Origin of the sequence: Dyadobacter sp. CY343, assembly GCF_021390335.1 — a bacterium.
GTDB lineage: Bacteria > Bacteroidota > Bacteroidia > Cytophagales > Spirosomataceae > Dyadobacter.
The window spans coordinates 38,924-52,866 of record NZ_JAJUXK010000006.1 but is presented as its reverse complement, the minus strand read 5'-3'; the positions used below and the strand labels follow the sequence as shown (position 1 = coordinate 52,866).

The window sequence follows — 13,943 nt, the reverse complement described above, 5'->3', positions numbered from 1 at the left end:
AAAGAGATTGGATTTAGCAATTTGCTTGGAAAAGAATCGATTTGATAGTCGGAAAAAGGATTTCAGAAGATATTAGTATCATCCGTCAACTGAAGTCGCCGGGTATTGATTGGCATTAGTCATGAAAGCCCAAAATCAATAGCCGTTCACTTCAGTGAACGGAAAAAGGAAAAGAAGGAAAATAATAAAAGGAATTTAAAAGAGCCTCTTAATCGCGACGAAGCGTTTTTCGTAGTAGGAGGCGTTAAGCAGATCATACCGGATGCCGCCTTTGAATGCGGAATGGATAAATTTTACGTAGCCTGGCGCGACCTCGGTGATGATCCCGACGTGCCCGATATTTTTGCTTTTCGTGCTTTCTCCTTTAAAGAATATAAGGTCGCCGGGACGGGCATTATCCAATTCGATGGTTTCACCGTGTTTGGCCTGCGCGGCGCTGGAATGCGGCAATGCAATGTCCAGCTTATCAAAGCAATATCTGACAAATCCGGAACAGTCGAAGCCTTTTTTCGAAGTGCCGCCGGAGCGGTAGGGGATATGTAAATGCTTAACAGCAAAATTGACCAAAGATTCAATATTACCGGTAGAATCAGTAACTGCTTCTTTGGAAGTCAGTTCTTTGGAATGGGCTGGCTGACTGGCTGCATTTAGGAAAAATAGACCGGCAATTACAAAAACAAAACGCTTGGCAAATGTCATGAAGGGTAGGAGATTGGTACTCTTGAACTCTCAAACAATAGATTCTACGGTTTTTCAAATTGAAAACGGTATAACGTAAAACTAAAACGAACTTTTTAAGTATCCTAATTCTATTTTATACTAAATTCTAGATATATTATGTAACTTGTTGATTCCAATACAGTAAGCGCTGCCTCATTAAAGTAAAGCTTTAAAAGCCTTTTTGCCTACTTTTGTGGCTGTTAAGGAACTGTCCGATTTTAATGAATACCCAGATGAATACTACCGACCGATATCTCCAGCGCGGCGTCTCGGCTTCGAAAGAAGATGTGCACAAGGCCATTGAAAAGATAGACAAAGGCATTTTTCCAAAGGCTTTTTGCAAGATTGTCCCCGATACCCTCGCTGGCGATCCCGACTATTGCACCATCATGCACGCTGACGGCGCCGGTACCAAAACTTCCCTCGCTTATCTGTACTGGAAGGAAACCGGAGATATTTCGGTTTGGAAAGGTATTGCGCAGGATGCTATCGTAATGAACACCGACGACCTGCTTTGCGTAGGAGCGACCGGCCCGATGCTATATTCTTCGACGATCGACCGGAACAAAAATCGTATTCCAGGGGAGGTGATCGCAGAGATCATAAACGGTGCCGAAGAGGTGCTCGAAATGCTGCGCAGTTACGGTGTGGAAATCTATAGTACAGGCGGCGAAACTGCCGACGTAGGTGATCTGGTAAGAACGGTCACTGTGAATAGTACGGTAATTGCGCGGATGAAACGTGCGGAAGTGGTTGATAACGCGAATATTCAGCCGGGAGATGTGATCGTTGGGTTTGCTTCTTATGGGCAGGCTACTTATGAAACACAGTATAATGGTGGAATGGGCAGCAATGGACTTACGTCCGCCAGACATGATATTTTAGGTAAATACCTCAAAAAATATACCGAAAGCTTCGACCCTGAAGTAAACGAAGATCTGATTTACAGTGGCAGCAAAAATCTGACAGATGCAGTGGAAGGTACTCCTCTGAATGTCGGCCAGCTTATATTGTCCCCAACCAGAACTTACGCTCCGCTCGCGAAGGCTTTGCTTGATGATATCAGGCCACACATTCATGGCATGGTACATTGCAGCGGCGGCGCACAAACGAAAATTCTACATTTCGTTGATAACCTTCACATTATCAAAGATAATCTGCTCCCCATTCCCCCACTTTTCAAAATGATACGGGAAGAAAGCGGCACCAGCTGGGAGGAAATGTACAAGGTTTTCAATATGGGGCACAGGCTTGAAATTTACCTTCCCGAGGAGTTTGCAGCACAAGCTATTGCTACCGCCGAGTCGTTTGGAATTGCAGCGCAGGTGGTAGGAAGGGTGGAAGAGGCACCGGAAAAGAAGCTTACGATCAAGAGCGAATTCGGTACATTCATTTACTGAAATCAATAATCAGCATGGAAGACCTTCTGACACTCGTTCAGAAGGTCTTTTTTTGTGCTCAATATAAATCTCAAAGGCATAGAAATTGTAGAACAAGCTCTGGTATAAGTAGAAGTAGTGTTAAGGAGTTTTTCAATCAAACCAGTTGATTATGAGAAAATTTAACCAAACCAAAAGAGCATTGATCCTGGCCGCAAGTCTTGTGCTGGCAACCTTCATCAGAACTTCGGCGCAAAATCCGAATGTAGAGATTGACCTTGATAATCCGGTCATGGAAGGACTCACCGATGCGATGCAATTGAAGCACGCAGGCGACGGTACAAATCGTATTTTCATAGCCGAGAGAGCAGGTACTATCAAAGTTTTCTTACCAGCAGCACCCTCCACAGCAATTACGTTCCTGAATATGAACTTGCCGACCCCGATCGTGAGGTCTGCGGATGGTGAGGACGGACTGTTAAGCATTGCTTTTCATCCTCAATTCAACACCAATGGTTTCATGTATGTTTATTACACAAACCTCGCTGGTAACCTGGTTGTAGCCAGATACACAGCTTCCGGCAACGCGGCCAGTTCCGGCACTTATCAGGAAATTATCACGATTCCTCATCCCAATGCAACCAACCATAATGGTGGAGAAATGCATTTCGGGCCGGACGGTTTTCTGTACTTGTCGACAGGTGACGGGGGCGGCGTGAATGATGGAGCAAATAATGGACAGAATCCTTCAAGCTGGCTGGGTAAAATTCTGCGTATTGATGTAAATGTACAGGCTGGGGCAACATTACCTTACCAGATTCCGCCTACTAACCCGATTTCTGGTAGTCCGGTTTATGCATTGGGATTGAGAAACCCATTCCGGTGGAGCTTCGACAAGCTAACCGGAGATATGTGGATCGGCGATGTTGGACAAGGGCAGAGGGAGGAAATAGATTTCCGTCCCGCCGCATTGATCAGCAATTCTAACTTCGGCTGGCGCTGTTTTGAAGGCGATATACCCACGCCGGACATTGATCGCACCGGGTGCTTGCCAGTGGAAAATTACGTAGCCCCGCTTTATACTTACGTCAATGGCGACGACCGCGGGAAGTCTGTAATCGGCGGGGTCGTTTACCGTGGATCCGCCTATCCGCTGATGTACGGATTCTATATTGGTACCGATTATTTTTCAGGGGATATTCACAAAATACTGCGCAGCCAGTCTTATATCAGTTATGAGAAGGGCGATCTTGCGGGCACGGTGGATATTGGAGAAGACGAGGCTGGTGAAATTTATGCGGTCAAGGACGACGCGGTATACCAGATTTTTGCAGAGGAGCCGCTGCCTGTCAGGTTAGCTAATTTTCAGGGAGAAAAAGGGAATGAAGGGGTTTCACTCACGTGGAATACGACGATGGAGGAAGCTTTCAGCAATTTTGAAGTAGAATTCAGCAGCAATGCGCGGGACTTTAAAAATGTAGGAAAAGTGCTCGCAGAAAATGCAGCCGCTGGGTCGGTATATCGTTTTTCTCATTTGACAAAAAGCACCGGAAACCTTTACTATCGCCTCAAAATGGTAGATATCGATAACACTTTCGAGTATTCGAAAATTATTCTGGTTAAAATTGGTGATGAAGAAACGTCCGGCATTTACGTCCGGCCGACTGTGATCAATGACAACAAACTTAGTTTGAATCTGAACCGGACATTTCAATCGGTAGAGTTGGTCAATGCGGGCGGCGTGGTAGTGTTGAGGGAGGAAATATCCGGAAAAAGTGGCGAGATCAGCATTCCGCTGCATGAAGCCGCTTCCGGCCTGTACATTGTTCGCCTGGCGGATCAGGACGGAGTGGTACAGCAGAAAGTACTGATTACAGACTGATAACGCCAATGCAGGTAAACTTACGGTTTTCCTGAAACCGTCTTTACTATAATTTATACAGAAACACCCTGTCCGCAGAGCGAGCAAGGTGTTTTTATTATACAACCCTATTAAACCCAATTTAATTTTTAGTCAGATTGAGAGTTGCAAATATATGGAAATAGTCCTTTTAATTGGAAATAATCCATTAAATAATTTATCCCTGCCGGTTAGCGGCAATTTGTAACCATTGGAAATAAGAATGATTAAAAGGCTTTTCAGGTTGTCAGTAGTTGGCTATTTTTGACCTGTTCAATGCAGATCACGTTCATCAGCATTGGCTCTGTTTACGCCCAACTGACTCCCTAAGAACTAATGGCTTTTTGCTTGCTTCTTGTTTCTGTCGCCTTATTCTTTATACTCTTTTTGCTTACTCGCCCGGCCACCGGCAGCTATTCCAATATCCGTGTTTCGTTCATTTACGCGCTGCTTGCGAATGCGATAGTGATTTTTGTGTATAATGAGCTATTCTCTGTTTTCGACGCAATCAATGCATTGACAGCCAAGCTATTCTGGGGTGCTGAGGTAGCTATCTTAATTGGCACTATTGCTTATTTGCAGCGTTCACGTCGCATTCGCCTCGCCGATCTGGCTCTGTTAAATGGCGTATTCCGGCTGAAAGGCGTAAAGCCGGCTTATAAATGGATCGTTTTATCAGCACTCGTATTTTACATTCTGCCGCTGTTTTTTCTGTCAGTATATGCGCCACCGAACAATTACGATTCGCATATGTACCATTTGAACCGGATACTTTTCTGGATCAATAATGGTAACCTGGACCATTTCCCGACCATGCATTTGCAGCAGCTCTACCTGAATGTATTTGCAGAATACCTCGTACTCGACACCGTTTTGCTCTCAGGTTCCGATCAGTTCGCTGGGATTATCCAGTTCAGTGCATTTCTTGGGTCGCTGGCGGGTATCGGTTTACTTGCGAAGCATTTTAAAATAGGCCAGGGAGGGCAGTTACTGGCTACCATTTTCCTGTTAACATTGCCCATCGGCATTTTTGAAAGTACCAGCACACAGGTCGATTATTGCGCGTGTTTCTTTTTAACTTGTTACGTTTATTTCGGGTATCAGTTTTTGGTAAAAAAATCTACATTAACGCTGGCTGCATTCCTTTTGTCGCTTGCATTCGGCGGATTTTCCAAATACACCATTTTTATTTTCGCCCTGCCTTTCACTGTTTTCTTCGCGGTTAAAATTCTGGTTCAATACCGGTTCTTATATGCAATTCGGGTGTTGCTGCTGGCGATCATGTGTCTTGGAATAGTATTCGGGCCTTTTTTTTACCGTAACTATGCCCTGTTCGGTCACGTAATGAGCCCGCTCCGTTCAACGGTATTTGCTTCCGAAGTACTGCCGGCGCAAAAGCATTCGATCGTTTATACGCTCTCGGGATTGGTCAAAAATGCAGGTTTGAACCTCGGCCTGCCCGACACGCGCTTTAATAATTTTCTGGACTCACGCATCAGGGATCTGCATCAAAAAATGGCCGTGGATATTAATGATCAGGATCTGAATGTGGACGAATTTTCAGTCAAATATTCAGTTCATGAAGATATGGTACCCAATACCCTGCATTTCTGGATCATCCTGATGATGAGCGTCATGCTGTTGTTTGTTGCGGGTAAGTGGGATTTCAAATGGTTTTGGATCTGCGCTGCGTTGGGTTTTATTGTTTTTTGTACACTAATGAAATTTCAGCTGTGGAGCACCCGCACGCAAATGCCGTTTTTCGCAATGGGCGCGTTGCTGGCCGCATTCATTTTTACCAGTTTTCGCTGGAAACAGGCGTTTCTGACAATTCCCCTCTTGCTCTCTTCGCTTCCGTTTGTTTACGGGAATCCGAACAAGGAACTCGTTTCAATTAATTTTCTTACACGAAAAGCGATCGGGCATATTCCTGTGGCGATCTGCGAAACGGGCGGTGAACAGGCGGTTTTATATGAAAAATATCTGGGAGCATACTACGAATTTCCCGGCGCAAATAATTGTCATCCCCTGAAATCGTGGCCCGGCTACAACGAACGCAGAAAGGTATTCGGGCTGCTTGAAAAGGTGGGCTACTACGACCTCGACCGCGCTTCCAATATCATAGGAATGGAGCGCGACAAAGCCTATTTCCTCAGCCACCCTAATAATTATACCAACTTTAAACCCTTACTCGAACACATGGAAGGGGACCATAAAAATGTAGGTGTATTTTTCAGGCGCCATAACGGATTTTACCATTACTGGTCTGCTATTGCGAGCAAACTGGACAAGCCGGGCAAAATGGAATATATCCGCTACAACCAGGAGCTGATGGTATTGAAGAATGCGCAAAAGGAATTTTGTTATGATTATATCCTTTCCGACGACCCGGAACTGCTGGTGCAATTTGTACCCAAAGCAAACATCGATACAATTTACACCAGCCAGTTGCTGCAATTGGTCAAGCTGAAAAAACCAAGCTGCGACCGGAGCCTTTTCTAGGTGTTACGACAGTTTTTCTTTGAAAAAATCGATCGTACGTTTCCAGGCCAGTTCGGCAGCCGCTTTGTCGTAGCGCGGCGTAGTGTCATTGTGAAAGCCGTGATTTGCATCGGGATACATATAGGCTTTGTATTCTTTTTTATTTTCCTTCAATGCCGCCTCATAAGCCGGCCAGCCTTCGTTCACCCGCGTATCCAGCGATGCATAATGCAACAGGAGCGGGGCCTTGATCTTCGGAACATCCTCAGGCGCGGGCTGGCCGCCATAGAAAGGTACCGAAGCCGAAAGTTCGGGAATGCGCACAGCCATCATATTGGCAATGCCGCCGCCAAAGCAAAAGCCGACCACTCCAACCTTTCCGTTACAATCTTTGTGATTTTTGAGGTAATCGTAAGCAGCAATAAAATCCTCGGACATTTCATTTCTATCGCGTTTGCTCTGCATCTCCCTTCCCTGATCATCGTTTCCCGGGTAGCCTCCAAGCGGTGTAAGTGCGTCGGGCGCAAGCGAGACGAAACCTGCGAGCGCGGCCCGTCTGGCTACGTCTTCAATATGCGGGTTCAGGCCGCGGTTTTCGTGCACAACAATGATACCTCCAAGCTTGCCTGTCGCACCTTCCGGCTTGGACAGCAACGCTTTTATTTTCTTCCCGCCTTTGGGAGAATCGTAGTGAATATAATCGGATTGTAGTCGGGGATCATTCGCTTTGACCTGAATACCGCCTTGGTAATCAGGCATTAAAAAACCCATTAATGAAGCAACTGTAATACCACCAACCGCATAAGCCGACAGACTCTGGACAAAATTACGCCTGTCGATCCGGTCGTGCGCATAGTCGTCGTAAAGATCAAATACCTCTTGTTTGATATCTTCCTTTCTGATCTGGTCCATATTTACTTTAGTTAAATGTTATATCTGATAAAAGCTCTTTTATTCGCAGTCATACTAGGTTCACGCACAAGCTTCTTGCTATTCTTCGGGCAAGCTGGTATGGAATGCAAAAATGCGGCGCGGTGAACTGGCACCACGCCGCATTTCAGTAAATCAATACCGGATTTTTATTTATTTAAACCCAAAAAGTACCGGAAAAACGAAGGTTACCACCAAGGTCCATATTCCGTAAATAGGCAGAAAAAAAGCGATGCTGTATTCTACCCCGGCAATAGCGTCTCCATTTTTGATCGTACGGAATAGCCGGTAAGTTACCAGTAACAGGTTTATCAGGATCAACACATTACCGCCCAATACGGCCAGCCTGTTTGGGGTAATGCCCCACTCGGAAATTCTGAAAATGATCGCCGACAATGCGATTCCATTCACAGTAATAGTCAGAACCGCCAGTCCGAGCAGCATGAATAGCGGAATTTTATTACCTGTATTTTTAGAAGTTTCAACAATCGAAAAGAGGATAAGCGCCATCACTCCGATTAGTAATGCATTGAATATCAACAGGAATTCGCGGTCGTTGTACGGGTCTTTGCCAGTGTAAACTACGGCTGACAAATAAATCGTAAGCATCACCAATACCAGCGGCGTAAATACTTTTGCGATCACCGGAGACACTTTGCTCACAAGTTGCGGATTCGTTTGTACGAGGTAAGTACCTACGATAGGAGCCGCCGCCAGTCCCCATATTGCGACGTAGGGAAAGTATAGTTCCTCTATTCGAAGGCCGATCAGTGAAAAAAGCCCGACTGTGACGGCTGACAATATACCTCCGGCGATCAGGATAATCGTAGTCATTACCACCAGATCGCCATTGTATCTCAGGAAATCGAGTCTTCGTTTATAGGTATGTAAACTATCTCCGGCAAACGCGTACCCCAGGATCGCCCACAGGAAAAGCGGCAGGTGCATACAAGCCAGCGTCAGTGTGTCACTTTTTGGATTGTCGGGAAGGAGGTTAATGTAAACGACGGAAACCAGGATAGCTACTGCCGCGATGAGCGCCTTTCTGATATTAACCTGCTGTTTCCAGAGGAAATAAGCGGTTAGCAGCGGAAATACGACGAAAGAAATGTTTCTGGGGTAAAAGTATTCAGGATTGATGCCGGTGAAGTCCGGGATTTTTGCTGTCAAACCTGCCAGAAACGAAGCAATGATCACAAATAGCCGCTCTTTGCTGGTGCCCCAGGAAATATCGTTGGTCTCAAAATTCAGCCTTTCGTGCCAAATCTGGGCGGTAACATGCTCTCTGATATCCGAATAAACGGCATTAAATGCGCCCCTGAAAGTGGCTTTGTTGTCCCGGTACAATTCTTCTAATTGTCTGGGATTCTGGATGTTGTTGATAATCTCGTCTTTCATTTTGTCGGTTGTTAACATGATCTGTTTCGTCTTTTAGTTTCCCGGGTGTTTTTCTATTTTTTTGCCTTCATAGTTTTTAAGGTTGTGAGTGTAGTGAGAAAATATAAAGTACTTTGTGTTTCAAAGTGAAAAATGCAACTAAATTTATTATGTGGGTTTTCATTCCTGTTATTTATACGAAGTCCGTGAGATTATTCTCGCAAAATAGCTTTTCCGGAAAATATAAAAAGTACTTTGTGTTTCAAAGTAAATGAAACTTTTAGAAATTTCATACAGTGCAGGAAAAAATAAAAAAATTGCTTGCAACGACTGATTTAGTCGACAAACATCTCCTGCAATACGGATTTCAATTGTTTTACTTCGTTGGAAGACAATCCCGAAATCTTTGAGCTCAGCCTGATCTTGTCTACTACCCGGATCTGGTCACAGGCAATAGACCCATTTTTGGATTGAATAACACAATCCACGCGCCACGGATAGGCTTTCATGGGCAATTAGCGCCAGTGTTTTTTTCCATATTGACCGTTTTCAGGCATCTGCTGAATGTAGCGGCGGTGGTACCCAGGTAAGTGGCAATGTAATGGTCGGGGATGCGGCGGAAAAGTGACGACGGCTGCTTGATATAATGTGCGATCCGCTGCTCGACCGACAGGTATTTGAACACTTTCACCCGGTCAGTGAAATTGATAAGATGTTGTTCAAGCAACTTTACCGCTAGTCCGGCCATATAAACATCCTCTTCAACCAGTTTTCGATAAGTAGCATAGGAAATAGAATACCCGGAAGTATCCTCCAAAGTTTCCAGTACGTCGCTCGACGCTTTTTGCAAAAGAAAGCTTTCTGCAATACAAACAATATCCCCGTCGGAGACGAGCAGAGAAGTAATATCCTCAGAGCCGCGCAGATAGTAGGTACGCATTGCGCCTTTTTCAATAAAATACAAACACTGGCTAACCTGCCCCACATCGATCAGCACGCGGCCTTTCGGGATCATAAACCGTTTGAGACTTTCCTGAAAACGCGCCTTGACCGGTTCAGAGAGAATGAAGTTAGAAGCTTCCAATAGCTGTTGCAGCGGCTTAATATCTTCTGCGGCCTTCATAAAAATACATGGTTAGGGTTACGTTTTTGTCAAATCCATTTTTCCGGAAATCGCCCATCTTGTCGGAGAACAAGATGAATCTATGTCCTACGACAAGTTATAAATTAATATCATCCAAGTTACTTTGAATTGGACAAAAACCTAATGGATCGGATCATGAAGAAAACTGTATCGCAAATGATAGTAATGCTGCTCCTCACGCTGCCGAGCTTTGCTCAGGATAAGGGAAGTAGTGAAATTACCGCCAGTTACGCCGTGTTGCCTTCCGAAAATATGCTGGGCAATTTGTGGATGGGATTTGCACGCATCAGCGATCACGGTGCCCGAAGCTTTACGTTTCGAAAAGGAGCTCCGTTTGTCAGCTATAAATACTATATCTCGGAACGCATTGCCATCGGCGGCGCGACAGGCTATAATGCTTTTGCGAATGAAAGCAACTTCCGCTACACGGATTATACGCAAATGGATGTGAAGACGATTACAACAGCCGGGGAAGTCACGTGGTTCTATGTCAGGAAACCCGGAATTAATGTTTATGCGACGGCAGGAGTTGGATTTTATGTAATGAAAGCCTCTTTCGATGCGCAAAATACGTCCACAGTCACGCAGGGAATGACTGCGCAGCTAACTCCGGTTGGGGTCAGGTTTGGGAAAAAAGTGGGCGTGTTTACGGAGCTGGGTTATGGTTATAAAGGGGTTTTGAATACGGGATTGAGGTTCAGATTTTAAAAAAAACGAGGTGCCGGCCGACAAAGAGAATCGGATTTGTGGCGGTTTGAACAAAGAATGCACGAATTGTTACTCAGAGCGAAGTGCCTTCACAGGATCTGAAAGCGCTGCCTTAATTGCCAGGTAACTCACGGTTAAAATAGTCACTCCAAGAGCTGCCAGCCCCGACCCGGCAAAAATCCACCAGGGAATAGTCGAGCGATATTGGTACCTGGCCAGCATTTCGGTGAGGAAATAATAGCTTATTGGTATGGCAATGAAAATGGCGATCACGGTTAGGTATACGAATTCTTTGGTGATCAGTTTCCAGACACTCGCTACCGAAGCCCCGAGTACTTTCCTGATGCCAATTTCGCTCCGCCGCTGCTCTGCGGTGAATGCAGCCAGCCCGAATACACCGAGGCAGGATATAAAAATAGCGATCGCAGCGAAGAGGAAAGTCAGTTTACCAATCCGATTTTCAGCATGAAATTTAGAACCATATTGTTCTTCGGCAAATTGAATATCGAGAACTGCACCTGGTACGTGCTCGTCGAACAGGGTACGGACTTTTGCAAGCGCATTTCCCAGTTGAGTCTTCGGATCCAGCTTAATGTACAAATAATTAGGAGCGTAGGTCATGAAGTAAATCGTCTGTTTCACAGGCTCGTAGGGCGATTGCATGATCATATCCTGCACTACACCTACAATATGATATTCGGTATCGTTGAAAGTACCGTCTTTCCACCCCACCTTTTTCCCGACCGGATCGGCGAGTTCCATATACCTGGCTGCGGACTGGTTCACGATGATCGCCGATGAATCGGCTAAAAACGCTTCCGAAAAATCCCGTCCCGCAACAACCCGCCAGCCGACCGTTTTCCCGTACGAATGCGATGCTGCGATTACTGCAAATTCATCCTGGTTATCAGGCGCTTTGCCTGCCCATTCAAACCCTCTTGCATTGGACAGGACATCCGTAACCGGGCCGGAAGACTGGGCGACGGAAGTCACCACGCCGGATTGCAGCAGGTCATTTTTCAACGCATCCAGGCGCACACTTCCAGGTGGTATTTTTACATTGATCAGATTGCTTTTGTCATAACCGATATTTCTGTTCAGCCCAAATTGTATCTGCCGGAAAACACCCACCGTGCCGACGATCAGGGAAATGGAGATTGTGAATTGCAGGATAACAAGTATTCTTCTCGGTGTCAAAGAATGCCCGCTGGAATGGGTTAAGCTCGATTTTAAAACACTGATTGGCTTAAAAGAAGACAGATAAAATGCAGGATAAGCGCCGGCCAGGAAGCTCACCAGCACGCAGAAACCGGCGCACGTCAGTAAGAAGTAAGGGTTAGATACAATTCCATTCGGGTCAAGTAGCTCGATCTGCTTTTCAGTAATTGCATTGAATTGCGGCAATGCAAGCTGAACAATGAGCAGAGCCGCTAAAAAAGAGAAGGCTACAACCAGAAAAGACTCCGTGATAAACTGGAATATGAGTTGCGTACGCCCCGATCCGACCGCCTTACGTACCCCCACTTCCCGCGCCCGCTGCCCGGAACGTGCCGTGCTGAGGTTCATGAAATTGATACAAGCCAATAGCAGGATAAAAACCGCAATTCCGATGAATAACTTCAAATAATAGATCTGCCCGCCGGTATTGATCCCATTTTCCCAGGAAGAATAAAGATGCCACTTACCCATTGGGTGAATGGAAACTGCGGCCTTTTTTCCCTCTTTAGAATGCTTGTTCAGCTCATTTCTGATCTTTGCCGACGCAGCTTCAATGGAAGTGTTCTTTGTGGTTTGGACAAGTATTTCAAAGGTTTCGATTTCCCAATTGTCTGCCAGCTCGTTGACCCACTGTCTGCGTTTAACGGCAGTAAAAAGCGTCCAGGGCGCTACAAATGACAGGTTATAGTAGTCTGAATTTTGAGGGAAATCGTGGTACACGCCGGCTACCATCGCTTCCAGCTCATTATCGATCTTCACAAGCTGCCCGACCGGATTTGTTTTCCCAAAAATAGAGGTTGCCGCAGATTCCGCTATCAATATTTTCGACGGGTCTTCTAGCGTCGCCGCATCGCCGCCGACCATTTTGAGGGCGAGAATCTTTGCGCCGCCAGCTTCGATGAACCGGCCTTTCTTTTTGAATTTATGAGCTCCCCAGGCAAGCGTGTAATCTTCGGTATCCCAAGAAACTGCTACGTGCTCGAAATCTGCCTTGTAACTTTCCCGTAGCGCTGTGGCGAGGGGAAACGGCATATTGGGTGAGCTAACGCTAGTTCCGTTTTGAGCAGCGTGGTGCATTACCCTACCCACGCGCCCGTAATTTTCTACGTTTTTATTGAAGTTCCATTCGTCCCAAACCCACAGGAATATCAGCATCGCCATCGCCATGCCAAGCGCCAGTCCGGATATGTTGATCAGCGTATAACCCTTGTTTTTGTAAAAACCCCTGAATGCGATCTTGAAGTAGTTTTGGATCATATCTGATTTGGCAAAAGGTAAAGGAATTATTTGCAAACTAAAATATGATACCAGTCTGTCAAGCGGCTGATTCAGAGGTTTTTACTTATTTGAAACGTCCAGTTTCGAACAACTATTGATTATTTACGGACGCGACAACTTATTTACCAAAACGCAACCCCAGTGTAAGTTCCAGTCTGCCGAGTCCTTCAAATTCGTCTTTGTCTAGCTTTACCGTTTCTTTCCGACCACCGGTTTCTACATTTACCTTCGTGATCGTGCCTGACAAGAGGGAGAGGTTCAAAAATGCTTTGGTACCTGGCGAAAGCCTGAATGCATATCCGATCTCAACGCCTGCACCCAGTGTACCGCCTGTAATAGCGAGTTCAGCCCCGGAAGCGGCAAGCTGGTCGCGGTAGGATTGATAGCCCACATTCACTCCCAGCAAAACTTCATCCTCAGACCGGAGTATAAGCCGGTTTAAACCCGAAAGCGCAAAATAATTCATTCTGATCTTATCCTTGAAATCTGCTTCCGTATATTGGTAACCGTTGTGAGTGTACTTCACACCAAATCCCAGCGGCTCTGAAACGAAATAGTGGATATCTCCGCCAAACGTATAGCCCGATTTCATCTTTTTCAGATAATCCTGCGTGCCAGGCGCAACCTGGTCGCTGATGCGTGCAATGCGCCGCACGTAGCCGCCCTGTAATCGGTACTGCCAGCGCGCAAAACCGTCGTCGCGCACATTCCTGTTACGTGTTTCTGACATTTCTTGCGCATAACCGGCGACAGTCCACGATACGCAGACTAACAAAAAAAGTAATGATTTTTTCATGAAAGAATAGAG

General features: G+C 45.8%; 11 protein-coding genes. 4 read left to right on the top strand and 7 right to left on the bottom strand.

Annotation, left to right across the window (positions count from 1 at the left end):
- Positions 1–195: 195 nt before the first annotated feature.
- Positions 196–699, bottom strand: a complete 504-nt coding sequence (locus tag LZG94_RS20040; RefSeq protein ID WP_233793575.1) for a C40 family peptidase — start codon at positions 697–699, stop codon at positions 196–198.
- A gap of 254 nt (positions 700–953) precedes the next feature.
- Between LZG94_RS20040 and LZG94_RS20035 the strand changes: the two genes are divergently transcribed.
- From LZG94_RS20035 to LZG94_RS20025, 3 genes are all read left to right on the top strand, one after another.
- A complete protein-coding gene (locus LZG94_RS20035) occupies positions 954–2,120 on the top strand; it encodes an AIR synthase related protein (RefSeq protein ID WP_233793574.1) in 1,167 nt (388 codons plus the stop codon).
- Positions 2,121–2,271: 151 nt separating this feature from the next.
- The gene (locus tag LZG94_RS20030) at positions 2,272–3,981 is read left to right on the top strand and encodes a PQQ-dependent sugar dehydrogenase (RefSeq protein ID WP_233793573.1); all 1,710 of its coding nucleotides are present in this window, start codon (positions 2,272–2,274) and stop codon (positions 3,979–3,981) included.
- Positions 3,982–4,335: 354 nt separating this feature from the next.
- Positions 4,336–6,501, top strand: coding sequence for a glycosyltransferase family 39 protein (locus tag LZG94_RS20025; RefSeq protein WP_233793572.1), 2,166 nt, complete (start codon positions 4,336–4,338; stop codon positions 6,499–6,501).
- Positions 6,502–6,504: 3 nt separating this feature from the next.
- On the opposite strand, the gene LZG94_RS20020 is transcribed toward LZG94_RS20025, so the two are convergent.
- The 4 genes from LZG94_RS20020 to LZG94_RS20005 form a co-directional block, all read right to left on the bottom strand.
- Positions 6,505–7,392 carry a dienelactone hydrolase family protein gene (locus LZG94_RS20020; RefSeq protein WP_233793571.1) on the bottom strand — a complete coding sequence of 296 codons (888 nt, stop codon included), beginning with the start codon at positions 7,390–7,392 and terminating at the stop codon, positions 6,505–6,507.
- Positions 7,393–7,563: 171 nt separating this feature from the next.
- On the bottom strand, positions 7,564–8,826 hold the full coding sequence (locus LZG94_RS20015) for a hypothetical protein (RefSeq protein WP_233793570.1): 1,263 nt from the start codon (positions 8,824–8,826) through the stop codon (positions 7,564–7,566).
- Positions 8,827–9,122: 296 nt separating this feature from the next.
- The gene (locus tag LZG94_RS20010; RefSeq protein WP_233793569.1) at positions 9,123–9,296 is read right to left on the bottom strand and encodes a type II toxin-antitoxin system PemK/MazF family toxin; all 174 of its coding nucleotides are present in this window, start codon (positions 9,294–9,296) and stop codon (positions 9,123–9,125) included.
- Positions 9,293–9,910 carry a Crp/Fnr family transcriptional regulator gene (locus LZG94_RS20005; protein ID WP_233793568.1) on the bottom strand — a complete coding sequence of 206 codons (618 nt, stop codon included), beginning with the start codon at positions 9,908–9,910 and terminating at the stop codon, positions 9,293–9,295. The genes LZG94_RS20010 and LZG94_RS20005 overlap by 4 nt, the downstream gene beginning before the upstream one ends.
- Before the next feature lie 156 nt (positions 9,911–10,066).
- Between LZG94_RS20005 and LZG94_RS20000 the strand changes: the two genes are divergently transcribed.
- Positions 10,067–10,639, top strand: coding sequence for a hypothetical protein (locus LZG94_RS20000; RefSeq protein ID WP_233793567.1), 573 nt, complete (start codon positions 10,067–10,069; stop codon positions 10,637–10,639).
- A 69-nt stretch (positions 10,640–10,708) separates the two neighbouring features.
- Here LZG94_RS20000 and LZG94_RS19995 read toward each other — a convergent pair whose 3' ends face one another.
- Complete coding sequence (locus tag LZG94_RS19995) at positions 10,709–13,114, bottom strand: ABC transporter permease (RefSeq protein ID WP_233793566.1); 2,406 nt, start codon at positions 13,112–13,114, stop codon at positions 10,709–10,711.
- A 139-nt stretch (positions 13,115–13,253) separates the two neighbouring features.
- On the bottom strand, positions 13,254–13,931 hold the full coding sequence (locus LZG94_RS19990; protein WP_233793565.1) for an outer membrane beta-barrel protein: 678 nt from the start codon (positions 13,929–13,931) through the stop codon (positions 13,254–13,256).
- Positions 13,932–13,943: the final 12 nt, after the last annotated feature.

Coding starts and splice junctions, on each gene's coding strand:
- LZG94_RS20040 (WP_233793575.1), bottom strand. CDS start 699: ATGACATTTGCCAAGCGTTTTGTTTTTGTAATTGCCGGTCTATTTTTC.
- LZG94_RS20035 (WP_233793574.1), top strand. CDS start 954: ATGAATACTACCGACCGATATCTCCAGCGCGGCGTCTCGGCTTCGAAA.
- LZG94_RS20030 (WP_233793573.1), top strand. CDS start 2,272: ATGAGAAAATTTAACCAAACCAAAAGAGCATTGATCCTGGCCGCAAGT.
- LZG94_RS20025 (WP_233793572.1), top strand. CDS start 4,336: ATGGCTTTTTGCTTGCTTCTTGTTTCTGTCGCCTTATTCTTTATACTC.
- LZG94_RS20020 (WP_233793571.1), bottom strand. CDS start 7,392: ATGGACCAGATCAGAAAGGAAGATATCAAACAAGAGGTATTTGATCTT.
- LZG94_RS20015 (WP_233793570.1), bottom strand. CDS start 8,826: ATGTTAACAACCGACAAAATGAAAGACGAGATTATCAACAACATCCAG.
- LZG94_RS20010 (WP_233793569.1), bottom strand. CDS start 9,296: ATGAAAGCCTATCCGTGGCGCGTGGATTGTGTTATTCAATCCAAAAAT.
- LZG94_RS20005 (WP_233793568.1), bottom strand. CDS start 9,910: ATGAAGGCCGCAGAAGATATTAAGCCGCTGCAACAGCTATTGGAAGCT.
- LZG94_RS20000 (WP_233793567.1), top strand. CDS start 10,067: ATGAAGAAAACTGTATCGCAAATGATAGTAATGCTGCTCCTCACGCTG.
- LZG94_RS19995 (WP_233793566.1), bottom strand. CDS start 13,114: ATGATCCAAAACTACTTCAAGATCGCATTCAGGGGTTTTTACAAAAAC.
- LZG94_RS19990 (WP_233793565.1), bottom strand. CDS start 13,931: ATGAAAAAATCATTACTTTTTTTGTTAGTCTGCGTATCGTGGACTGTC.